Consider the following 23,159-nt stretch of genomic DNA (forward strand, 5'->3'; position numbering starts at 1 on the left):
ATGAATATAAGATAGATTACAGACTAATTCCATTGATGTTTGTTTTGAGCTGTATACCGACTCCATACTAAAATCGGTATGAACAAAAATAATCCTAAAATACAGATCAAAATGAGATATGAGGTATAACCGAGCCAATCGCCTAATATGCCACTCAAGGTATACAGTGCTCCCGCAATGGAAGCCATCAATGCGACTTGGAAAGTAAAATCTGTTCCTGCAAATTCTTTCCGACTGTATTGCATCACCAAGGTTAGAATAATCACCAATAACATCGCAGCGAACATATCTTCTAAAGCATTGATCATATAGATCCACACGACGTTCAATTCAGAAGGTCGCGCCTCATAATGCGATAACCATGCAAATCCAATGAGACTCAATAATTTAAGCAGTGAAAAAGTAATTAAAGCACTTTGGCGCGAATAAAACCTAAGTAGCCAACCCGCAATACCTGCTCCGATTAAAGCAGCAAATGCTCCAAGCATGGTCACATTGACACCAATTTGCGTCTTAGATAGTCCTAAATCGACCAACAATGGTTTAAGAATAGGTCCAGACAATCCATCCGTCACTTTAATGCTACACAATACAAAAAACCAAAGTCTGAGTTCTCGATTTTGAAAAAAATATTTTAAGTAATGACTTAAAGCTTTCACGAAACTTTGAGTTTTAGATGATGAATCATCATCTCGATGATTATTGATGCTTTGTGAAGCATGTTGAGGCTCACGATACAATAATACGGGTAGCGTATTAAATGCCACCAAAATAGCCAGGCATAAAAAAGTGGTTTGCCAAGTCAATGCATCTAATACCCACAATATCGCACCGCCTCCCACAATAAAGCCCAATCTTGAACCAATCACTTGGAACATATTGCCTAGATGCTGTTGTTCGCCTTTTAAAATATTCACAGCTAAGCCATCAGTTGCTATATCTTGAGTTGCTCCGATGCTGTTCATCATCAAAAGTGCTACAAAAAATCCAAATAGATATTGAGGTTGGTTCAGTGATTGAATGGGGATAAACGATAAGATAACCAGCGTAATCATTGTGAGTAACTGAGTGGGTATAATCCAACTGCGGTAATGCCCTTGATTGAACAAATGATGACGATCAACCAATGGAGCCCATAAAACTTTGAGTGCCCACGGAGCCATCAGCAATCCAAATCCACCAATATGCGTTAAGGAAACACCTTCAGCACGCAGAATCACGGGCAAAGTATGTGTCATAAATCCTACTGGCAATCCTTGCGCCCAATAGAGTGAAAATAAAAGCACATACATTTTGGTATTTGGTGACATGAAAGAGGTGTCCTGCAACTGATGTTTTCTTAATCATCCGTATTGAGATGTCCTTGTCACTTGATTCTTATTCTGCCAATGTATCTCATACACAAGGTCTTTATAATAAGTTTAAAAAGCAATTATACAACGCACAATGAACAATAGATTTCCAAAATTACCATCACAAGTTCCTCAACGCGGTTCAACGTTGAGTCGAGCAGCGTTCAAACAGCTTTATCTTCGACAAGGCTGGTCTTTTGAAGGAGAATTTCCAAATTTTCCCAAAGCTGTCGCAATTGTGTCCCCGCATACATCAAATTATGATGGACTGTATGCCTTTCTCGCGATGCTTGGCATTGGCATTGAAGTCACAATCTTTGGAAAAGATAGTCTGTTCAAATCTCCACTCAAACATTTACTCAAATGGATCGGGGTGATTCCGGTAAAACGCGATACCCCCCAAGGCTTGACTCAACAAATTGTTCAAGCTATTCATGAACGAGATAAAATTTGGGTGGCAATGGCACCTGAAGGTACACGAAAAAGTGCTAAAAAGATTCGCAGCGGTTTTTATCACATTGCCTTAGGTGCAAATATACCAGTGGTAATGTTTGCATTTGACTATGATCATAAAGTCATACGATGTTTAGGAAGCCTTGAAATGACGGGAGACTATGAATCTGATCTGCACAAAATATTAGAATATTATCGTGGAAAAATTTCTCCTAAAAATATAAGTCGTTTAGCATTACCCTTTAAAGAACTTTTGTAAAAATGCTAGAAAAATAGACAGCAATCTGTTGAGATATGCCTAAAATTTTGACACTTTTTAACAGATTAATGTCTATGTCATTGCTCCTCAATCTTCCCAAAATCAGCTTCATTGGCCTGAGTTTATTGGCGCTATCAGGCTGTAACTCTACTGTAAAAAATCCTACACAATCCACTCAAATTCAAGCACGCGAGCCAGTGATCGCCATTGCTCTAGGCGGTGGTGGTGCAAAAGGTTTTGCGCATATTGGTGTATTAAAGGTTTTAGAATCTCATGGTATAAAACCCAAAATTGTTACGGGTACAAGTGCTGGAAGTTTTGTCGGTAGTATTTATGCTTCAGGCAAATCTCCCTATCAACTACAGCAAATTGCACTTCAGCTGAAAGAGTCCGATATTCGTGATTTAACTTTAAATCGACAGGGTGTGGTCCTCGGTCAAAAGCTCCAAGATTATGTCAATCGACAGGTTGGGAACAAACCGATTGAACAATTCCCGATTCGATTTGCTGCAGTTGCCACACGTTTAGATAATGGTAAACGCGCTGATTTCGTCAAAGGTAATACAGGTCAAGCCGTAAGAGCGTCATGTAGTATCCCTAACGTCTTTGTTCCAACAACGATTGGCAAAACCAAATATGTTGATGGTGGACTCGTGAGTCCAATTCCAGTTCAAACTGCCAAAAATATGGGTGCAGATATTGTGATAGCAGTTGATATTTCTGCACGCCCTGCAGGCAATAAGCCGATGAGCATGTGGGGACTGTTGGATCAAACGATTAATATTATGGGTCAACAAAGTATCAATACTGAACTCAATGCAGCTACAGTCGTGATTCAGCCAAAAGTTGGCCATTTAGGAACTTTGGATTTGAAAGCCAGCAATGAGGCAATACTTGAAGGTGAGAAAGCAGCGCAACTGAAAATTAAATCAATAGATACCGCAATTGCCAATTTCAAAAAATCTCCTGCTGCTTTCAAACCTGCACCAACAGCTCGCTTTTAAGCATTTTTTATAGGCTTCTCTGCCCTAGTCTGTTATCTTGATATAGATGTTTTCGTCTATAACAAGATAACGATTAGAGTAGATGTATGGACTTATTGATTGAACCTTGGCATTGGTTTGTATTAGGTATTTTGCTCATCCTGTCTGAGCTCATTTTACCGGCCTTTGCTGCACTGTGGTTTGGTATAGCTGCAGTCATTATTAGCATACTGGTGTGGCTATTTCCTTCTATGGGGCTTCCAGTTCAAATTATTTTATGGGTTGTCCTATCGATTTCATGTACGGTGATTTGGTTTAAATTTATTAAACCACTTTCCGTTGATAAGACTAAAGCGGGGCTCTCACGTGAAGCGACAATCGGACAAGTTGGGATGGTGATTCAAATTGGTCATGAACCTGAATTAGTCAAAGTTCGTTTTCAGCTTCCAGTTCTCGGCTCTGACGAATGGAATTGCAGAACACTGAACCCTGTTCAGGTCGGTGATCGTGTCAGAGTTACAGATATTTTAGGTAATGAGCTGGTCGTTCAAGCGCACAATAACCTCAACTCACCGTTATAAACAATAATTCTTAAAGGAGTAGAAATGTCTGGTTCAATTATTGCCATCGCATTTTTGGCATTCGTCGGGATCACTATTTTTAAAGGGGTTCGTATTGTTCCTCAAGGCTATAAATGGATCGTACAACGTCTGGGTAAATACCATACAACCTTAAGTCCAGGTCTAAACTTTGTGATTCCTTATGTTGATGAAGTCGCATATAAAGTCACGACAAAAGATATCGTTCTCGATATTCCATCTCAGGAAGTGATTACAAGAGATAACGCAGTTCTTTTAATGAACGCTGTTGCCTATATCAACATTACTACACCAGAAAAAGCAGTCTACGGTATCGAAAACTATACTTGGGCAATCCAAAACCTTGTCCAAACTTCTTTACGTTCAATCGTAGGTGAAATGGACTTGGATGATGCTTTATCTTCACGTGATCACATTAAAGCGAAGCTAAAAGCAGCAATTTCTGATGATATTTCAGATTGGGGAATTACGCTTAAAACGGTTGAAATCCAAGATATTCAACCATCAGGTACAATGCAATCCGCAATGGAAGCCCAAGCCGCAGCTGAACGTCAGCGTCGTGCGACAGTGACACGTGCTGATGGTGAAAAACAAGCTGCGATTCTTGAAGCTGAAGGTCGTCTTGAAGCGTCACGTCGTGATGCTGAGGCTCAAGTTGTACTCGCTGAAGCTTCAGAAAAAGCCATTAATATGGTTACCAATGCTGTAGGCGACAAAGAGATCCCTGTCGCTTATCTACTTGGTGAACAATATGTAAAAGCAATGCAGGATATGGCTAAATCTAATAATGCTAAAACTGTGGTATTGCCTGCTGACATCATGAATACGATTCGTGGGGTAATGGGTCGTAATAATCCTTAAATCGCTCAAACACTCTTCAAAATTTAAAAAGGCAGCTTCGGCTGCCTTTGTTATTGATATGACTCAAGATTCAATTCTTCAGCATTTATTTTAAATTTATGGTTAAATTTCGCATCCTGAAAGATTGCATGAAAACAATCTATCGTCTAACTGCATCATGGAAATTGTATGAGCACCTTTGATCCCACCTTAATCACTTTCTTGTTCTATATTGTCGCCATGGTCGTGATTGGTTTAATCGCGTATCGAGCGACCACGAACTTTTCAGATTATATTTTGGGTGGACGACGCTTGGGAAGTTTTGTAACAGCCCTTTCAGCTGGTGCTTCTGACATGAGTGGCTGGTTACTTATGGGTTTGCCAGGTGCTATTTATCTTTCTGGTCTATCAGAAATGTGGATTGCAATTGGTTTAATTATTGGTGCATGGCTCAACTGGCTGTTAGTGGCAGGACGTCTCAGAGTTCATACTGAAGTTCAACACAATGCCCTTACACTCCCAGATTACTTTTCCAATCGTTTTAATGATCAGAAAAAAATTCTACGAATCGTTTCTGCATTTGTCATTTTAATCTTCTTTGCCATTTATTGTGCTTCAGGCATGGTGGCAGGCGCTCGATTATTTGAAAGTATGTTTGATCTTTCTTACAGCACTGCCCTTTGGATTAGTGCAATTGCAACGATCAGTTACGTTTTTATTGGTGGGTTCTTGGCTGTTTCTTGGACAGACACCATCCAAGCGGGATTAATGATTTTTGCCTTATTGCTTACCCCCATCGTGGCTTTACTGACTTTTTCAGATTTATCTCAAGTGAATTTAGCACTTGAAGCAGCGCGACCAGAAGCAAGCAGTTTAATGGGTAATTTAAGTACCGTCGCAATTATTTCATTACTGGCCTGGGGTTTAGGCTATTTCGGACAACCTCATATTCTCGTACGTTTTATGGCTGCTGATTCAGTTAAATCGATTCCTAATGCTCGTCGTATTGGTATGACTTGGATGATTCTGTGCCTTGGTGGTGCAGTGGCTGCTGGATATGTCGGTATTGCTTATTTTCAGCAAAATCCACAGTTCGCTAATATTGTGAATGCTAACCCTGAAACTGTATTTATGGAGTTAACGAAAGTTCTATTTAACCCATGGATCGCAGGCATTGTATTAGCTGCAATTTTGGCTGCGGTAATGAGTACATTGAGTTGTCAACTTCTTGTATGTTCAAGCACTTTAACCGAAGATTTTTATAAATCTTTCATCCGTAAAACTGCTTCTCAAAAAGAACTGGTTTGGGTGGGTCGCTTGATGGTGCTACTGATAGCTTTACTTGCGATTGTTTTAGCGTCAAACCCTGAATCTAAAGTACTTGGTCTAGTTGCCTACGCTTGGGCAGGCTTTGGGGCAGCATTTGGCCCGCTCATTATTCTGTCTTTATTCTGGAAACGCATGACATTAAATGGCGCTTTGGCGGGGATGATCATTGGTGCAGTGACCGTTATTGTATGGAAAAATATTTGGGCTGATACTGGAATCTATGAAATCATTCCTGGCTTTATTTGCTCTCTCATCGCAATCATTGTTGTGAGTTTATTAGGTAAGCAACCGAACTCAGATGTTACTGACCGATTTGACGAAGCAGACCGATTATATAAAGCGACAAAATAACAAATAAAAAAGAGGACTTTCAGTCCTCTTTTTTTTAACTCTTTCGAGCAAGTAAAAAAGCTGAAATCTGTTTAAGTTCAGATGCTGAATCACCAAAATAATCTAAAGCACTAATGGCTTGCTGATGAAGCTTTTTTGCATATTCTTTTGCAGCATCTAAGCCCAATAAAGCTGGATATGTTGATTTTTCTACAAGTTCATCTTTTCCAGCGGTCTTTCCAAGCGTTTCAGTATCCGAAACTATATCTAAAATATCATCTTGTACTTGAAATGCTAAACCTAATGCTTGACCAAATTCACGCAATTTCGGTATTCCTGCATCTACACCGTCCATCACTGTCACTGCTGACATCATGATTGCCGCCTGAATCAGTGCACCAGTTTTATTAAGATGAATATTTTCCAATGCTTCCTGATCAATTTTCTTGCCTTCCGCTTGCAAATCTAGGACTTGACCACAAACCATCTTAGAAGATGATGTCGCCAATATCTGCATTTGCTTCAACACAATAGAAGGATCTACAGTGACTTGTGTATCAAAAAGGCGACTTCCTAAAACCTCAAATGCCATCGACTGCAAGATATCTCCCGCAAGTAGTGCTGTATCTTCACCATATGCAACATGGCACGTTGGTTGACCACGACGCAATAAATCATTATCCATACATGGTAAGTCATCATGAGCAAGTGAATAGCAATGAATTAACTCGACTGCGACTGCTGCACGTCGCACAGCAGCAAAATTTTTATGATCTTCACTTAATTCTGCTGTTGCATACGCTAAAGCTGGACGAACCCGTTTTCCACCTAACATGACTGCATGATTTACAGCACTTTTCAAAGGCTCTGGAATGAAAAATGCATCTAGGGCAATTTTCAGATCCTGTTGGATTTGCTGCTGAGCACGTTGTAATACTTCACTATTCACAGAGATATGTACTGTCACTGCCGTCTTTGAACCTCAAGTTATACCGTTTCATGTCGGTATATATAAAATTGTCCTTATTCTACAACCAATTGTGATTGCTACAAAACACAATGCTGATTTGTTTTATTTAGTGATAGGTTTAAATGAAGAGTGACTATTCATCTAACACATGAATCGAGTTTCGACCCAATACATGTGCAATGTCAACAGCCCGATCTAAGGTTTCTAATATTTGCTTTTCTGAGTACATTTTCTGGCAATTAGGATGAAAAATCCCAATCGCACACGTGAGTACCTCATCCTCTTGAGGATCGAAATAAATTTTTTCACGGACCAATGTTTGTTTTAGGCGTTCAGCAATGGTGAGAATTTTCCAAGGAGTCGATTCTTGAATCACCAAGATAAAACTTGCAGAATTCAAACGATAGACTTCTGCTAAATCTTGATTCAACTCCTCTTTAATCAGAGATCCAATACGACTCAAAATTTCATCGCCAATGGTATAACTATTGAGCTGATTAAACTTTTTAAAATTTTCGACTTCAAACTTGATAAAAGAATAATTTTTCCGATCTTGAATAAGGAAGCGATCTTTTAAAAACTGTTCAAATGCCAGCTTATTGTTCATCCCAGTCACAGGATCCAAATATAGCTCTTCAAACAACCTTTTATTATTTTGGATCAAGACACGTTCACGTCTTTTCAATTTTGTTATATCTGCACATACGATCAACACGCAATCCAAAGAGGTTGATTTATCTCTTAAAGCACTAAAATAAATTTGAAAAAAATGCCCTTTTGAATAGAACTCATTTTCAATTTTGTATAAGCGTGAATCATGTCGAAACAATTGCAGCGCATCTTGAAATAATTGGTAAACCGTCGTTGATACGAAACCTAATTTCTTTCCGAGTAAATAGAGTGCATCACTCTCATAGATATCAGCAAATAATTGATTTGCACTAATAAATACACCATCATGCTGAACTAGCGCCACAGGCACAGGGATTTTGGCAATCACAGATACCAAATCTAATTTATTTGTAGCATGAATTTGGTTTAGAAACTCTTGATCAATCTTGGGCGTATCCTGCTCAAAATTATTATCCTTCTTCATTGGTCTTTCTCATTTTAATTATTCGTGGAGCGAAGGCTATTCAGCAACTTAATTTTATGAATTCGGTGAATATAATCACGTTGACTTATTTCCTTAATATAACATGTCAAAATTGTCATAGTCTCAATTATTTATGAGTGAATCGTACTGTTAGTAATGCTTTCAGGCTAATTTAGTATACTTATCACATATTTTATGCGCGTAAAAAAACCACTCGAAAGTGGTTTTTTCATATTAAAACGTATCGCCAGGAATTCGCACCCATCCTTCCATGAGTACTCGAGCACTGCGACTCATAATGGCCTTTTTTACAGTCCATTGGTCATTAATTTTCTCCGCTTCAGCGCCCACTCTGAGTGTCCCAGAAGGATGCCCAAATCTGACTGATTTTTTTTCACCACCACCTGAGGCTAAATTGACTAATGTTCCAGGAATTGCAGCGGCGGTTCCAATCGCTACAGCTGCGGTTCCCATCATGGCATGGTGCAGTTTACCCATAGATAAAGCACGAACCGTCAAGTCGATCTCATCAGCGTGTACTGCTTTTCCGCTAGATGAGATGTAATTTTTAGGCGCAGATACAAATGCAATTTTAGGTGTATGCTGACGTTGAACCGCTTCATCAATATGCTGAATAATACCCATCTTTACAGCACCATAAGCACGAATTTTTTCAAACTTGGCCAAGGCCTCGACATCATTATTGATATGATCCTGAAGTTCAGTTCCTTCATACCCTAAGTCTGAAGCACACATAAAAATAGTTGGAATACCCGCATTAATCAGCGTCACCTGAAAGCGACCAATATCTGGGACTTCCAGCTCATCAACCACATTTCCTGTGGGAAACATGGTAGCCCCATCCTCTCCATCATCTGCGGGATCTAAAAATTCTATTTGCACCTCTGCAGCTGGAAATGTTACCCCATCAAGCTCGAAATCACCTGTTTCCTGAACATGACCATTTGTAATTGGGACATGCGCGATAATCGTTTTCTGGATATTGACCTGCCAAATCTTTACCGTACAAATCCCATTCTCTGGAATCTTTTCTGCACTCACGAGACCATTTGAAATCGCAAATGAGCCTACTGCTGCCGTAAGATTGCCACAGTTGCCACTCCAATCGACAAATGGTCGATCAATCGCAACCTGTCCAAAAAGATAATCTACATCATGATCAGATTGAGCGCTTTTAGAGAGAATGACTGTCTTACTGGTACTAGATGAAGCACCACCCATTCCATCGATTTGTTTGCCATAAGGATCAGGGCTTCCTATCACACGTAATAAGATCTGATCTCTTGCTTTACCTGGAACTTGAGCTTCTTTAGGTAAATCATTTAAGTTAAAGAAAACACCTTTACTCGTTCCTCCACGCATATAAGTGGCTGGAATTTTAATTTGTGGTGTTGAACTCATAGCTCATTCCTTCTCTTTTAATATTTGTTATCAATCGTGATTTTTAGTTCAACACAGTATAAATGATTTTTTATGTGAACATGAGCACTTAACACTATGGTATGAATTTCCATCAATTACGATAGATTAAATTTAATTCACTCTCACAAAAACAAATTCTAATAAAATTAAATGATTGATTAAAAAATAATTAAATCATTTTTCTATAATAATTTTATTTTATTTAAATCATAAAAAATATTCATGAACGCTGACGTACTAGGCTAATGCAATTTGATCTATTACAATCTTGTAACTTATTTCAATCGTCGGGCTGAATACTTTGAATAACAAGTCTTCACAACTTCAGCGTGGCTTAAAGAATCGTCATATCCAATTAATCGCTATGGGTGGTGCAATTGGTACAGGCTTATTTTTAGGTTCCGCACACGTGATCCAATCTGCCGGCCCATCTATTATTTTGGGTTATGCAATTGGTGGTTTAATCGCTTTTTTAATTATGCGCCAATTAGGCGAAATGATTGTTCATGAACCTGTTGCAGGATCATTTAGTCATTTTGCAAATAAATATTGGGGTAAGTTTCCTGGATTCCTAGCAGGTTGGAACTATTGGATTCTTTATATTTTGGTCGCGATGACCGAATTAACAGCTGTTGCAAAATATATTAACTATTGGTGGCCTCACATTCCTGCTTGGTCATCAGTTCTTTTCTTCTTTATTATCATTACCTTAGTTAACCTCTGTAATGTTAAATTTTATGGAGAATCAGAGTTTTGGCTGTCTATTATTAAAGTAGCAGCTGTCGTGTCGATGATTATCTTCGGTCTATTCTTGTTGTTTACAGCAGGATCTGACTCTACTGCATCATTCAGTAATCTTTGGACTCACGGTGGTTTCTTCCCTCATGGATTCGAAGGTTTATTCTTCATGCTGGCATTCCTGATGTTCGCCTTTGGTGGTATTGAACTGATTGGTATGGCGGCAGCTGAGGCTGAAAATCCAGAGAAAACGATTCCTAAGGCAATTAATCAAGTTGTTTTCCGTATTCTGATTTTCTATGTTGGATCGCTTACAATTCTTCTTTCTTTAGTTCCATGGAATCAACTGCAACTTGGTGGTCTAGATAAAAGTCCATTCGTAATGATCTTCAGTCAACTGGGTATTGATTGGGCTGCTCACCTGCTCAACTTTATTATTTTGACTGCTGCGCTATCGGTATATAACAGTGGAATGTACGCAAATAGCCGTATGCTTTTTGGTTTAGCAAAACAAGGGAATGCCCCTAAAATTTTTGAAAAAACCAATAAACAAGGTGTACCTGTTCCTGCGGTATTGTTGTCAGCAGTGTTAATTTTCGGGTGTGTTTTATTAAACTATTTCGCACCTGAAGATGCTTTAAGTAATTTAATTTATATTGTCGTTGGTGCTCTAGTACTTAACTGGGCGATGATTGCTTTGACTCACTTGAAATTTAAGCAAGCGATGAAACAGTCGAATACCACTTCTAAATTTCCTGCTTTATGGTCACCAGCGAGTAACTATTTAGTTCTTGGGTTTATTCTTGTCGTGCTTTACATCATGTGGACTCAGGGCTTAAGCGGTGCTGTGATCATGATTCCGATCTGGATTATCCTGATGTTGGTATTGTTTAAATTACTTTACCGAAAATAGTAAGACACACTAAAAAAGTTATTGCTAAGCAATAACTTTTTTTCAAAAATTTATTTGATCAGATTTGTATGCGTCCTTAGCTTAACTGGATAGAGCAGTTGCCTCCTAAGTGACCGGCGTGGGTTCGAGTCCCGCAGGGCGCACCATTTTCTAAGATTAATACACTTATCAACAAATTGACCCAAAATAAAAAAAATAATGTCATTTCAGTCAAATTTTTGTTGCATCTCATTACCTTTATGATATGTTGTTTGTAGAGTAAAAAATAAACATTTTAGCATAAATCGTTTATTTATCAGCTCTTAAGGAAATAACTAAAAAAATTCTATTAAATTAAAAATTCAAATTATCTAAGGATAGATAACATGAAATTAAAAACCATCAGTGCATCTGTATTATTTGCTTTATTACCGATTTCTGGGGCTCATGCAGCCGCTATGGATCGCTCAGGTCAATCGATAGGAGCATTTTTACAACCAAATAATTACTTTGAAGCTGGTATCTCCATTATTGACCCTGATGTATCTGGAAAAAATCAATTGGGTCCAATTAGTGATATGGGTGATGATTATTATTTTCCAAGCGCAGCTTTGAAATTACAACTTAACGAAAATTTCTCTTTCGGTATTCTATATGATCAGCCATTTGGGGCATCTGCAACTTATACAGATGGTATGATTCCTGATGATGGAGCCTTAGGTAATCGGCCACTTGCAGGCACTAATGTAAAAGTTAATTCAAATAATATTACTGCTCTTTTCGGCTTTCAACCTAATGAACAATGGAACTTTTATGCAGGCGGTGTATATCAAGATGTGAGAGGCAACTTAACACTGTCTAGTATTGGTTATAATTCAACTTTTAAACGTGATGAAGGCTACGGTTGGTTAGCAGGAGCAGCTTTTCAAATACCAGAAATTGCATTAAAAGTGTCTTTGACTTATAGATCTGAAATTGATCATGAGCTTGACACTACTGAAAATTCAAATTTAGTCGTTGGTGTAATTAACAATCAAGTTGCAACAATTGATGGACTAGTAGCATTAGCAAACGGCACAGTAACATTTGAGCAAGTGGTAAGTTCTCTGCCTATTTCTGCAGAAGATAAAGCTCAAGCATTAGCAGCAAATAGTTTACGAAACAAACTACTTAATTCTGATTCAGAAAAAACTAAAATCTCCACACCTCAATCCGTTAATTTAGATTTCCAAACTGGCATTATGGCCAATACAGTTGCTTTTGCAAATGTACGATGGGTCGAATGGGGTGGCTATGGTATAGATATTGATAAATTTGGAAGTATTACCCAATTATTATCAGGCCAACGACAAAATATTATCGATTATGATAAAGATCAATGGTCTGCCACAGTTGGTGTTGGGCGAAAAATTAATGAAAAATGGGGTGGTGCTATTTCTGCCGGTTGGGATTCAGGTGCTGGTAATCCTGTAACTGCACTTGGTCCAACTGAAGGTTATTGGAATGTCGGATTAAGTGCACAGTTTAGTCCTACTCCAGCAACTTTTATCGGTGGAGGCGTCAAATATTTTTGGTTAGGAGATGCTGAAGCTCGTTCTGTTGGCAAATATGTCGGTAATTTTGAAGATAATAATGCTTGGGCATATGGTTTAAAAATGGGTTATCGTTTCTAAATGCCATTTATTTTTCAAAAGAGCACTTTAGTGCTCTTTTTTATTTAATCATGAATACCGTTGACTGACCGTTGACTGACTGTATAGTTCATTTATAAATTAACGATAAGATAGTATGACTCAAAATTAAATAATTCATAAATTCAATAATTTATATAAAAATAAAATTCCTATTATTTTTATCAGAATTAAAATTCAATTATAAATTTATTTCCTTAGAGTATTTACTCTGATTCTTAATGTGTTATTTTGTGAATATATGATTTAGGATCAGTTTAAGATAACTAATCCTCAATTCAATTGGAAAATACAAAATAATTCATTGAAGAAGATCAGGGAAAATTCAAGTGAAATTAACAAAATTATCAGCTGCTGTATTATTCGGTTTAGCATCATCAGGCACTTTTGCTGCTGCATTAGATCGTTCTGGACAATCTATTTCATCATTCCTTCAACCAGGAAATTACTTTGAAGCAGGTATCTCAATTTTAGATCCATCTGTCTCTGGTAAAGATTTATCGGGTAATCATACTGGAGATATGGCTGGTGATTACTACTTCCCTACCGCGGCATTAAAAATACAAGCGACTGATAATATTTCAGTGGGTCTTTTATATGATCAACCTTTTGGTGCAGATGCTGAATACACAGGAACAAATAATTTTGTCGCTAGCCCAGCCGATGGTGTATTACCTGGAACTGCTTTGACAAATGGATTACCAGTAGTGACTGCTAATCCAACAGGAAGCTTTAACGGTATACCTGTAATCACAGATCCGTCTACTGGATTACCAGTTGCAATCGGTTTAGGAACTCAAATAACTGGAAACACATCTGTCGAAGTTGATACTCAAAACTTATCACTGATTTTAGGCTACCAACCTACAGAAAATTTTAACTTTTATGGTGGTGCAGTCTATCAAACAGTTAAAGGTAACGTAAAACTTCGCGGTTCAGCATATAGCTTATTTAATGGTTATGATGCTGATATTCCTGAAGACAATGCCTTTGGATGGTTAGCTGGCGCAGCATATCAAATTCCTGAGATTGCGCTTAAAGCATCGATTACTTATCGTTCCGAAATTGATCATAAAGTCAATGTTAATGAAAGTATTCCTCTCATTGCGCCTCTAGGTTCTTTACTAGTGGCTTCTGGAGCATTACCAGGTTCAGCTTTGGCAGGTCTTAATTCATCTGGTGAAACTAAAATCACTACACCACAATCTGTAAATTTAGATTTACAATCTGGCATTATGGCTAACACCGTAGCATTTGCAAACATACGTTGGGTAGACTGGTCAAGTTTCTCTATACGCCCTCATAAATTTGGTCAATTATCAGAGCTTGCTGGTGGACTATTACCATCTTTAGGCAAACCTAATGGATTTAACCTAGTTGATTATTCTAAAGATCAATGGTCTGTAACAACAGGTGTAGGTCGTAAATTTAACGAGCAATGGGCTGGTAATGTTTCAGTTGGATGGGACTCAGGTGCAGGCAATCCTGTAACGACACTTGGACCAACAGAAGGTTATTGGAACGTAGGTTTAGGTCTTCAATATAGCCCTACTCCAGCTACGTTTATTGCAGGTGGTGTTAAATACTTCTGGTTAGGTGATGCTGATGCTCAGACAGGTGCACATAGCGCAGCAGGAAAGTTTGAAGACAATGACGCTTTAGCTTATGGTCTTAAAATCGGCTATAAATTCTAATCATTCATCAATAAAAAAAGACCACATGATTGTGGTCTTTTTTTATTTTTATACAAGTATAAATTAATTGCCTGTTATATCATCATTTAAAATAAGAAAACGACTCAAACTACAATTCCTTTTTTGCTCAATAATATTTTTTAAAAACATGGACATAATTATTTAATCTCATAACTTGATATTGAAGCTACATAAATTTGATTATATTTCAAACATTTCCGAGTATTTACTCTTTTTTTATTTATGTTATTTTTCATGCAATTTTTTTCGCCATATGGCATTCATGGATGAACATCATGAAATTTAAAGTACTTTCATACTCTGTCTTATTATCTACGCTCCCATTAACTTCAATTTACGCCGCAGGATTAGATCGTTCAGGTCAGTCAATTTCAGCATTTCTCCAATCAGGTAATTATGCAGAAGCTGGTATTTCTGTTTTAGATCCCACCGTTAAAGGTTCTTCCACCGTGATTAATAAAATCACTGGTCAGGATTTAACAGGCGAAAAAATTACCGATATGGGCAGTGATTATTATTTTGTAAACACTGCTCTTAAACTACAGATTACTGACCAAGTTTCTTTAGGATTAATTTACGATCAGCCTTTTGGTGCAGATGCATTATACGATGCTAAAAATCAATCATTTGGGAATAGTTTAAGTGGTACATCAGTTGAAGTTAAAACACAAAATTTAACTGCACTTATTGGCTATCAACCCACTGAAAATTGGAATTTTTACGCTGGTCCAGTATGGCAAACAGTTGAAGCTGATATCAATCTAAAAGGTAGTGCATACCAAGTCTTAAATGGCTATAACATCCATGTAGACCAAAAAGAAGCCTACGGCTGGATTGCAGGTACTGCATATCAAATTCCAAAAATTGCATTAAAAGCATCTATCACTTATCGCTCTGAGATTAAACACAAAGCTCAGTCGAATGAAACCTCGCTCCTTCCACTTTACGCCGATGCATTAAAAAAGCCTGAGTTTAATAGATTAGATAAGATCGCTGCACTAACTGAAGCAGTTACTCCACAATCTGTAAATATTGATTTACAGTCTGGAATTGCAACAAACACTTTGGCGTTTGCTAACCTGCGTTGGGTTCATTGGGATCAATTTACGGTTACACCTAAATTACTTGGATTAGTTGGACAGGACCTCATTTCGTATTCCGATGATCAGTACTCTGCAACCTTAGGTGTTGCACATAAATTTAATGATCAATGGGCAGCAACCACAACTGTAGGCTATGACTCTGGAGCTGGAAACCCTGTAACCACTTTAGGTCCAACTGAAGGTTATTGGAGTGTAGGCTTAGGTGGTCAATTCAACCCATCACAGCAAAGCTTTATTCAAGCTGGTGTTAAATATTTCTGGTTAGGCGATGCAACTGCTCAAACGGGTGGAATAAATGTTGGAGAATTCAGCAACAATTATGCATTAGGTTATGGCATGAAAATCGGGTATCGATTCTAACAATTGTTATAAAAAAAGGACGCTAAAGCGTCCTTTTTTCAAAGTAATAACTTAGGCTGGAATATCACGTACAGAAGCGTTGCGGATCGCTTCTTTCAATGCAGCATAACCATTAATCGCAGGAAATTGTGGGAATTCTGCAATTACATTATCCGGCGCATCAAATAAGAAACCTTGATCTGCTTCACCGAGCATCGTAGTATCGTTATACGAGTCGCCTGCAGCAATTACACGGAAATTTAAACCGTGTAAAGCTTGCACTGCTTTACGTTTTTGATCAGGTTGACGTAGTTTATAATTTGTAATCATACCATTTTCGTCAGTTTCTAATTTGTGACAGAAAATCGTAGGCCAACCTAACTGCTTCATCAATGGATGAGCAAATTCATAGAATGTGTCTGATAAAATGATGAGTTGGAAATGAGTACGTACCCACTCGACAAACTCCTTAGCACCTTCAAACGGTCCCATATCTGCAATAACAGCTTGAATGTCATTTAAACCTAAACCATGCTGTTTAAGAATATTTAAACGCTGAGTCATGAGCACATCGTAGTCTGGAATATCTCGAGTTGTTGCTTCAAGCTCTTTAATTCCTGTTTTTTTTGCAAAATTAATCCAAATTTCAGGAACCAAAACGCCTTCAAGATCTAGACAAACGATTTCCATGATACTGCCCTCAGCATTAATAAAATTTGCAATATCATAGCCGAAGATTGTTGAATATCGATGTAATTTTTTAAATCTATTTTATTCATAAGTATTTATTTTTATTTCATAAGATAAATCTCTGAATTCAACTAAAATATACATCAAATATTTTAATATAGGACTTGTTGTTTCCAAGCCTATATCGCCAGGATTCTCATGACTACCATTCCAAGCATAGATTTAATTGATGCACTTGCATCAGAGTATGAAGATAAATCCCCTTCGGAAATTATAGCCTTAGCTTTAAATCAAACAGGTGAAATTGCCATTTCATTTTCAGGTGCTGAAGATGTTGTATTGATTGATATGGCTGCAAATTTAGGTAAACCTTTTCGCGTGTTTAGTCTAGATACAGGTCGCTTGCATTCAGAAACTTATCAATTTATTGAGACTGTTCGTAAGCACTATAATATCAACATTGAAATATGTTTCCCGGAAGCTGAAGCTGTTCAGAATCTGGTCAACGAAAAAGGACTGTTTAGCTTTTATCAAGATGATCATAAAGAGTGTTGTGGTATCCGTAAGGTTCAACCTCTTCGTAAAAAGTTAGCAACACTTGATGGATGGATCACGGGTCAACGTAAAGATCAAAGTCCGGGTACACGTACTGAAATTCCAGTGATTCAAGCTGATCTAGGTTTTTCAGGTGAAGGTAAACAACTCATTAAATACAACCCTTTGGCGAATTGGACGAGTGCTGACGTTTGGAATTATATTCGCATGATGGAAATTCCATATAATCCATTGCATGAAAAAGGTTTTATTTCAATTGGATGTGAACCATGCACGCGTCCAGTACTTCCAAATCAGCACGAGCGTGAAGGTCGTTGGTGGTGGGAAGAAGCAACGCATAAAGAATGTGGTTTACATTCAGGTAATTTAAAAAAGTAAAAACTGTCTCACAAAGTTTTAAGCCACTGATTTAAAGTGGCTTTTTTGTACTGACCATTCATTAAAAAAATTTATGCCCCCTCCAACAAATACGTCTATACTGATCTCTTGGATTGATAATTCTAAAAAACAATTTTAGAAATTTGCAGTGAGGCAAACCTAGACTATGCGCCCATTACACCCGCTTGATTTTATTTTCTTATCTTTGGAAAAAAGACAACAGCCCATGCATGTTGGCGGATTATTTTTATTTGAAATTCCAGAAGATGCGCCACCAACCTTTATTCAAGATTTAGTGGCAGATATTCGCAACTCAAAATCTATTCCAATTCCACCGTTTAATAATAAATTAAACGGACTGTTTTGGGACACAGACACTGAATTCGATCTTGATCATCACTTCAGACATATTGCTCTACCACATCCTGGTCGTATTCGTGAGCTACTCACCTACATTTCCCAAGAGCACAGTTCATTAATTGATCGAGCTAAGCCATTATGGATGTGTCATATCATTGAGGGCATTGAAGGCAATCGTTTCGCCATGTATTTCAAAATACATCATGGGATGGTCGATGGTATTGCAGGCATGCGTTTAATTGAAAAATCACTCTCTCATGATCCAAATGCAAGAAGTATCGTTCCGCCATGGTGTCTCGAAGGTCCGCGTGCTAAGCGACTTAAAACACCTAAAGTAAGCCGTGCAAAACAAATATTGTCTAATTTGAAAGGTCAAGTGCAGTCTACACCGGGTGTATTCAAAGTGCTGTCTGAAACTGTCTTTAAGGATATGGGACGTAATCCGGACTATGTATCTAGTTTCCAAGCCCCAAGTAGTATTCTGAATCAAAAAGTCAGCTCATCGCGTCGTTTCGCTGCTCAGTCATATGAGTTTAAGCGCCTCAACCATATTTCAAAATCACTGGGTGTGACCATTAACGATATTGTTCTCGCGATTTGCTCTGGTGCTTTGCGTGAATACTTAATCAGTCAAAGTGCTTTACCTGAGAAACCATTAATCGCTATGGTTCCTGTCTCCGTTCGTACTGATGATTCAGATATGTCAAATCGTATAACGATGATTCTGGCCAACTTAGCGACACATAAAGCCGATCCATTAGAACGACTCGATCTTATTCGTCGTAGCGTAATGAATGCGAAACAAAAATTCAAACGCATGACTTCAGATCAGATTCTCAACTATAGTGCCTTCGTATATGGTCCTGCAGGTTTAAATATCATCTCTGGTTTAGCACCTAAACGTCAGGCATTTAACCTCGTTATTTCTAACGTACCAGGGCCTAAAGAGCCGCTATATTGGAATGGTGCACGTTTGGACGCACTCTACCCTGCTTCTATCGTACTTGATGGTCAAGCATTGAATATTACAATGACCAGTTATATGGATAAATTAGAAGTCGGTTTAACCGCATGTCGAAATGCTTTGCCTAAGATGCAAAATTTATTGACCCATTTAGAAGATGAGATTCAACGATTTGAAAAAATTGTGGGTTTACCTGAAGATGAAAAACCGCAGATTATGAAAAAGACCACTAAGCGTAGTGCAGTGAAGAAACAAGTAGTAACGGATATAGAAGTTGCAAATGAAAAACCAGCTTAAGGCTGTATATTTCGATATTCACAAAAAAATTAAGGGGCTTTAAAAAGGCCCCTTAATTTTTAATATTACGACACTGCTTGATTAATTGCTGACAGAGCGAAACGACCATCGCTTGTGTAACTCGAACTTCTTGACCTTGATCGTTGAGCATCAAGCAAGCGCTTTTGTTTGAATCCACAATTTGACGATGGCTACCCGCTAATTGTTCCGTTAAATTCATACCCACTTTGACCTCACTTTGCTAAGACAACATCGCTGTCTTTGGCTATTCGATTTGATTTCTTAAGTATTGAGAAATCGGGATCGAATGTAAAATCTCAGTTGTAACAAGTGTTTAACGATATTCTGTTACAATTTCAATTCAAAATGATATCGTATTGCTCTTGCGTGTATAAATTTTCGACTTGGAACTTAATGACACGTTTCACAAAATGCTCTAAATCAGAGACGGCCGCAGCTTCTACGGTTAATAATCGATCCACAACCGATGGATGCGCAACGACAGTAAAGTCAGTCTGAGACTCAAAATCTCGAGCATATCTTAATATCTCTCGAAAGATTTCGTAACAAACAGTCTCGGCACTTTTCACATAACCACGTCCCTGACACGTTGGACAAGACTCACATAACAAATGTTCAAGTGATTCACGCGTCCGTTTACGCGTCATTTCTACCAAGCCAAGCTCAGACACTTGAGTGATTTTAGTTTTTGCATGGTCACGTTCTAAGACTTTTTCAAATTGCTTAAGCACTTCATCACGGTGTGAGGCCTCTTGCATATCAATAAAGTCAATAATGATAATTCCACCTAAGTTGCGCAGTCTGAGTTGACGCACAATGACTTGTGTAGCTTCCATGTTGGTCTTAAAGACGGTGTCCTCAAGAGAGCGTCCACCTACATATGAGCCTGTATTGACGTCAATAGTGGTCATGGCCTCCGTCTGATCAATCATGAGATAACCACCAGACTTTAAAGCAACACGTGTTTGCAGTGCTTTTTGAATATCTGTTTCAACATTGTATAAGTCGAATATCGGACACTCACCAGGATAATGTTTCAGACGATCAACCATATTTGGTACAAACTCAGCCACGAACTCTTGTAGCTTGCCAAACACTTCTCTTGAATCGACTTGAATTTTTACCGTATCTTCATTTGCCAGATCACGGATGATACGTTGAGGAAGTGGTAGCTCTTCAAAGATAAGTGATGGCACCACGACACTTTTTTGTTTGCGCTGAATAAATTCCCAAAGTTTTGCCAAATACGCCATATCTTGCGCAATAGCGGCCTCTTCGATCCCCTCTGCTGCAGTTCGTACAATGACAGAACCGGGTAACTTATGTTCAGCTTGAATACGCTCAATGATCGAACGTAAACGATCACGCTCTTCTTCTGATTCGATTCGCTGAGACACGCCAGTATGATGTCCATAAGGCATCATCACCAAATAGCGAGAAGGAATGGAAAGATCAGTACTTAAACGCGCACCTTTCGTGCCTAACATATCTTTCATGACCTGCACTGTCAGAATCTGACCTGGTTGCAGAAGATCAAAGACATTTGGCGTCGGTTGATTACGAGGCCAAATCATGTCATTGATATGTAAAAAAGCAGTACGAGATAAGCCAATGTCTACAAATGCCGCTTGCATACCAGGCAATACACGTACAACTTTGGCTTTATAAATATTCCCGACTAAACCACGTTTAGCGTTGCGTTCAACAAATAGTTCGTTGACCGTCCCATTTTCAACTAACGCCACCCGACACTCCATTGGGGTGACGTTAATCAACAACTCGTCAGACATAAAAAACACTCAAAACATTATAAAAATTTTTTAAAAGGTTAATTTAGTGCCTTAACCACTTTTCAATATTTGATTCAGTAACTGTGATGTTTCATGTAAAGGCAAACCCACCACATTGGTGTAGCTACCTTCAATACGAGGAACGAACTTTGCGGCGATTCCTTGTATTGCGTAAGCCCCTGCTTTTCCTACAGGTTCCCCAGTTGACCAATATTCTTCCATATCATGATGACTGAGTGATTGAAAATCAACCTTTGTGCTCACTACTGTACTTATTGTTTTATGTTGTGAAGACACACAAACGCCACTGAGGACTTCATGCTGACGTCCTGACAAGGATTGCCAAATTTCAAACGCATGTTGCTTCGAGTCAGGTTTGCCAATAATTTGTCCATCTAAACTGAGGCTTGTATCTGCAGCAATGACCACCGCATCTGGAAATCGCGCTAAAACAACCTGAGCTTTTTGTTCTGCTAAACGTCGAACATAATCATGCGCTTGCTCACCATCACGTACAGACTCATCGATTTCTGGACTAAAAATATCAAATTTAAGTCCCAGCTGTGCAAGCAATTCTTTACGCCGAGGCGAGCTCGACGCCAGGATTAAATTCGCCATTTTCGAAGCAAATAATACAAGATGGGCCAAGTTAAAATACTACTCATTAGTGGCTGCCAATGACGAGTTATCGAAAATTGCATATCGGAAATAATTTGTGCAAAAAGGACATAAATCAAATGTGCCAATATAGCAACACTAGCGATTGCCCAAGTATTTCCAAACGTCATTAAACGGCGTTCACGCACAAACCAACGGATGGCGAATGTTAGTAAAACGAAGCTTAACGCATGTAAACCAAGGGGTGCATCAAGCAGTAAATCGGTAAATAACCCGACTGCAAAAGCAAACCAAACGCCACACCATGTCGGTTGAAGCAAGATCCAATACATCGTAATCATCAGCATGATCAGCGGTCGCCATCCTGCCAATGAATAAGACAGAGGATACACCACCAAGACTGAACCAATAATGATTGAAAGCACGATGATCCATAGAGGATCACGTGTTTTAACTGATGATATTTTTTTAGCGCTGAGCATGAGGTTGCTCCATGGCTAATGAGTCTGAGAACAGTACCACTACATGGTGTCCACCTGCCAACTGAGCTGCAGGTTTCACGTCTATCTGCGCAAACTCACCGGTATTTTCACGCTTAACTTTGGACACTGTTCCGACCAAATAACCCGCAGGAAAATGTTGTCCTAAACCTGAACTATACACCTTGTCCCCGACTTTGACGTTAGCGCTGGTCGGTACATATTCCATTTTCAGACGACCTAAATCACCAGTGCCTGACACAATGGCACGCATGCCAGAGTTTTCAAGACGTACAGATAAGGAGTGTTCTTTATCAGACAATAACATGACACGGCTACTGTGCGGATAAACATTGATGATCTGCCCCATGATACCGTTATCATCCAACACCGTTTGCCCGACACGCAGTTGGCTCGCAGCACCTCGGTTAATGATAATGATATGACGTAACGGATCAGCATCTGTTCCAATCACCTCAGAGATTTCCATACGACCGTCAATGATCAAAGGCGTATCCAATAATCCACGTAAGCGCGTATTTTCAGCGGAGAGTTCTGAGAGTTTTTGAAGACGAACCTGAGCCTGAAGCAGCTCTGCCTGCATCGCAGTATTCTCACGACGCAATTGCGCTTCAGACTTGGTTTGTTGACTGAGCCATTCTTTCGATAAAACGGGATAACTTGCAATGGCATAAATGGGATTGTATGCCGCGTACAAGACATCTCTTGCTGGTTGAATCAAGTGTGGAGCACGCCAATTAAACATTAACACGAACAAACACACGATGACTGCAATGATGAAAGAGCGAAAAGATGGCGGTTGTCTTGAAAACAGATTCGGTTGCACCGCCTCGTCCTTAAATTAAATTACAGAA

21 protein-coding genes and 1 tRNA gene are annotated in these 23,159 nt (G+C 38.7%); 12 read left to right on the forward strand and 10 right to left on the reverse strand.

Annotated elements, in window-relative coordinates:
• Positions 1–23: 23 nt before the first annotated feature.
• Positions 24–1,310, reverse strand: coding sequence for an MFS transporter (locus AC1M87_RS09805; RefSeq protein WP_481593591.1), 1,287 nt, complete (start codon positions 1,308–1,310; stop codon positions 24–26).
• A 136-nt stretch (positions 1,311–1,446) separates the two neighbouring features.
• On the opposite strand from AC1M87_RS09805, the gene AC1M87_RS09810 reads away from it, so the two are divergent.
• The 5 genes from AC1M87_RS09810 to putP all read left to right on the forward strand — a co-directional run bounded on the left by AC1M87_RS09810 (position 1,447) and on the right by putP (position 6,166).
• Positions 1,447–2,064, forward strand: a complete 618-nt coding sequence (locus AC1M87_RS09810) for a lysophospholipid acyltransferase family protein (protein WP_481591646.1) — start codon at positions 1,447–1,449, stop codon at positions 2,062–2,064.
• Positions 2,065–2,138: 74 nt separating this feature from the next.
• Positions 2,139–3,068, forward strand: a complete 930-nt coding sequence (locus AC1M87_RS09815; RefSeq protein ID WP_051586590.1) for a patatin-like phospholipase family protein — start codon at positions 2,139–2,141, stop codon at positions 3,066–3,068.
• Between the two features lie 86 nt (positions 3,069–3,154).
• Positions 3,155–3,628: an NfeD family protein gene (locus AC1M87_RS09820; RefSeq protein ID WP_481593592.1), complete on the forward strand. Its 474-nt coding sequence runs from the start codon at positions 3,155–3,157 to the stop codon at positions 3,626–3,628.
• A 24-nt stretch (positions 3,629–3,652) separates the two neighbouring features.
• Positions 3,653–4,507, forward strand: coding sequence for an SPFH domain-containing protein (locus tag AC1M87_RS09825; protein WP_035268029.1), 855 nt, complete (start codon positions 3,653–3,655; stop codon positions 4,505–4,507).
• A gap of 168 nt (positions 4,508–4,675) precedes the next feature.
• Positions 4,676–6,166 carry a sodium/proline symporter PutP gene (putP, locus tag AC1M87_RS09830; protein ID WP_092767008.1) on the forward strand — a complete coding sequence of 497 codons (1,491 nt, stop codon included), beginning with the start codon at positions 4,676–4,678 and terminating at the stop codon, positions 6,164–6,166.
• Positions 6,167–6,200: 34 nt separating this feature from the next.
• Here the strand turns inward: putP and AC1M87_RS09835 are convergent, their stop codons facing one another.
• From AC1M87_RS09835 to prpF, 3 genes are all read right to left on the reverse strand, one after another.
• Entirely contained in the window at positions 6,201–7,112 is a 912-nt protein-coding gene (locus AC1M87_RS09835) for a polyprenyl synthetase family protein (RefSeq protein WP_481593593.1), read from the reverse strand.
• 136 nt (positions 7,113–7,248) lie between these two features.
• On the reverse strand, positions 7,249–8,211 hold the full coding sequence (locus AC1M87_RS09840; RefSeq protein WP_481593594.1) for a GGDEF domain-containing protein: 963 nt from the start codon (positions 8,209–8,211) through the stop codon (positions 7,249–7,251).
• Positions 8,212–8,445: 234 nt separating this feature from the next.
• Positions 8,446–9,633, reverse strand: coding sequence for a 2-methylaconitate cis-trans isomerase PrpF (gene prpF / locus AC1M87_RS09845; RefSeq protein WP_481593595.1), 1,188 nt, complete (start codon positions 9,631–9,633; stop codon positions 8,446–8,448).
• Between the two features lie 322 nt (positions 9,634–9,955).
• Here prpF and AC1M87_RS09850 point away from each other — a divergent pair, with 322 nt between their 5' ends.
• The 5 genes from AC1M87_RS09850 to AC1M87_RS09870 all read left to right on the forward strand — a co-directional run bounded on the left by AC1M87_RS09850 (position 9,956) and on the right by AC1M87_RS09870 (position 16,153).
• Complete coding sequence (locus AC1M87_RS09850) at positions 9,956–11,305, forward strand: amino acid permease (RefSeq protein WP_180028093.1); 1,350 nt, start codon at positions 9,956–9,958, stop codon at positions 11,303–11,305.
• Between the two features lie 70 nt (positions 11,306–11,375).
• Positions 11,376–11,451 (forward strand) — tRNA-Arg (locus AC1M87_RS09855).
• A gap of 219 nt (positions 11,452–11,670) precedes the next feature.
• The gene (locus AC1M87_RS09860) at positions 11,671–12,957 is read left to right on the forward strand and encodes an OmpP1/FadL family transporter (protein WP_481593596.1); all 1,287 of its coding nucleotides are present in this window, start codon (positions 11,671–11,673) and stop codon (positions 12,955–12,957) included.
• A gap of 347 nt (positions 12,958–13,304) precedes the next feature.
• Positions 13,305–14,669 (forward strand): OmpP1/FadL family transporter, encoded by a 1,365-nt coding sequence (locus tag AC1M87_RS09865; RefSeq protein WP_092767002.1) that lies wholly within the window; start codon positions 13,305–13,307, stop codon positions 14,667–14,669.
• A 296-nt stretch (positions 14,670–14,965) separates the two neighbouring features.
• A complete protein-coding gene (locus tag AC1M87_RS09870; protein WP_481593597.1) occupies positions 14,966–16,153 on the forward strand; it encodes an OmpP1/FadL family transporter in 1,188 nt (395 codons plus the stop codon).
• 51 nt (positions 16,154–16,204) lie between these two features.
• On the opposite strand, the gene thrH is transcribed toward AC1M87_RS09870, so the two are convergent.
• The gene (gene thrH, locus AC1M87_RS09875; protein ID WP_035269809.1) at positions 16,205–16,822 is read right to left on the reverse strand and encodes a bifunctional phosphoserine phosphatase/homoserine phosphotransferase ThrH; all 618 of its coding nucleotides are present in this window, start codon (positions 16,820–16,822) and stop codon (positions 16,205–16,207) included.
• Positions 16,823–17,020: 198 nt separating this feature from the next.
• Here thrH and AC1M87_RS09880 point away from each other — a divergent pair, with 198 nt between their 5' ends.
• Together AC1M87_RS09880 and AC1M87_RS09885 are read left to right on the forward strand one after the other, a co-directional pair.
• Positions 17,021–17,755: a phosphoadenylyl-sulfate reductase gene (locus tag AC1M87_RS09880; protein WP_035269807.1), complete on the forward strand. Its 735-nt coding sequence runs from the start codon at positions 17,021–17,023 to the stop codon at positions 17,753–17,755.
• A gap of 166 nt (positions 17,756–17,921) precedes the next feature.
• Positions 17,922–19,376 carry a WS/DGAT/MGAT family O-acyltransferase gene (locus AC1M87_RS09885; protein WP_481593598.1) on the forward strand — a complete coding sequence of 485 codons (1,455 nt, stop codon included), beginning with the start codon at positions 17,922–17,924 and terminating at the stop codon, positions 19,374–19,376.
• A 52-nt stretch (positions 19,377–19,428) separates the two neighbouring features.
• Here the strand turns inward: AC1M87_RS09885 and AC1M87_RS09890 are convergent, their stop codons facing one another.
• The 5 genes from AC1M87_RS09890 to mreC all read right to left on the reverse strand — a co-directional run bounded on the left by AC1M87_RS09890 (position 19,429) and on the right by mreC (position 23,131).
• A complete protein-coding gene (locus tag AC1M87_RS09890; protein WP_171076802.1) occupies positions 19,429–19,596 on the reverse strand; it encodes a PA1571 family protein in 168 nt (55 codons plus the stop codon).
• 136 nt (positions 19,597–19,732) lie between these two features.
• Entirely contained in the window at positions 19,733–21,187 is a 1,455-nt protein-coding gene (rng, locus tag AC1M87_RS09895) for a ribonuclease G (protein WP_035269804.1), read from the reverse strand.
• Between the two features lie 51 nt (positions 21,188–21,238).
• The gene (locus AC1M87_RS09900; RefSeq protein ID WP_481589105.1) at positions 21,239–21,805 is read right to left on the reverse strand and encodes a Maf family nucleotide pyrophosphatase; all 567 of its coding nucleotides are present in this window, start codon (positions 21,803–21,805) and stop codon (positions 21,239–21,241) included.
• Entirely contained in the window at positions 21,793–22,287 is a 495-nt protein-coding gene (mreD, locus tag AC1M87_RS09905; protein ID WP_481587256.1) for a rod shape-determining protein MreD, read from the reverse strand. Before mreD ends, AC1M87_RS09900 begins: the two co-directional genes overlap by 13 nt.
• Positions 22,274–23,131, reverse strand: a complete 858-nt coding sequence (gene mreC, locus AC1M87_RS09910; RefSeq protein ID WP_035269796.1) for a rod shape-determining protein MreC — start codon at positions 23,129–23,131, stop codon at positions 22,274–22,276. The genes mreD and mreC overlap by 14 nt, the downstream gene beginning before the upstream one ends.
• Positions 23,132–23,159 lie beyond the last annotated feature (28 nt).

Source organism: Acinetobacter sp. 24-47-62 (assembly GCF_056779765.1).

Bases quoted from the DNA above. Each gene is read 5' to 3' on its own strand.
- AC1M87_RS09815 (WP_051586590.1), top strand. From the start codon at position 2,139: ATGTCATTGCTCCTCAATCTTCCCAAAATCAGCTTCATTGGCCTGAGT.
- AC1M87_RS09820 (WP_481593592.1), top strand. From the start codon at position 3,155: ATGGACTTATTGATTGAACCTTGGCATTGGTTTGTATTAGGTATTTTG.
- rng (WP_035269804.1), bottom strand. From the start codon at position 21,187: ATGTCTGACGAGTTGTTGATTAACGTCACCCCAATGGAGTGTCGGGTG.
- AC1M87_RS09880 (WP_035269807.1), top strand. From the start codon at position 17,021: ATGACTACCATTCCAAGCATAGATTTAATTGATGCACTTGCATCAGAG.
- prpF (WP_481593595.1), bottom strand. From the start codon at position 9,633: ATGAGTTCAACACCACAAATTAAAATTCCAGCCACTTATATGCGTGGA.
- AC1M87_RS09900 (WP_481589105.1), bottom strand. From the start codon at position 21,805: ATGGCGAATTTAATCCTGGCGTCGAGCTCGCCTCGGCGTAAAGAATTG.
- thrH (WP_035269809.1), bottom strand. From the start codon at position 16,822: ATGGAAATCGTTTGTCTAGATCTTGAAGGCGTTTTGGTTCCTGAAATT.
- AC1M87_RS09860 (WP_481593596.1), top strand. From the start codon at position 11,671: ATGAAATTAAAAACCATCAGTGCATCTGTATTATTTGCTTTATTACCG.
- AC1M87_RS09840 (WP_481593594.1), bottom strand. From the start codon at position 8,211: ATGAAGAAGGATAATAATTTTGAGCAGGATACGCCCAAGATTGATCAA.
- AC1M87_RS09890 (WP_171076802.1), bottom strand. From the start codon at position 19,596: ATGAATTTAACGGAACAATTAGCGGGTAGCCATCGTCAAATTGTGGAT.
- AC1M87_RS09810 (WP_481591646.1), top strand. From the start codon at position 1,447: ATGAACAATAGATTTCCAAAATTACCATCACAAGTTCCTCAACGCGGT.
- putP (WP_092767008.1), top strand. From the start codon at position 4,676: ATGAGCACCTTTGATCCCACCTTAATCACTTTCTTGTTCTATATTGTC.
- AC1M87_RS09805 (WP_481593591.1), bottom strand. From the start codon at position 1,310: ATGTCACCAAATACCAAAATGTATGTGCTTTTATTTTCACTCTATTGG.
- AC1M87_RS09885 (WP_481593598.1), top strand. From the start codon at position 17,922: ATGCGCCCATTACACCCGCTTGATTTTATTTTCTTATCTTTGGAAAAA.
- mreD (WP_481587256.1), bottom strand. From the start codon at position 22,287: ATGCTCAGCGCTAAAAAAATATCATCAGTTAAAACACGTGATCCTCTA.
- AC1M87_RS09870 (WP_481593597.1), top strand. From the start codon at position 14,966: ATGAAATTTAAAGTACTTTCATACTCTGTCTTATTATCTACGCTCCCA.
- AC1M87_RS09825 (WP_035268029.1), top strand. From the start codon at position 3,653: ATGTCTGGTTCAATTATTGCCATCGCATTTTTGGCATTCGTCGGGATC.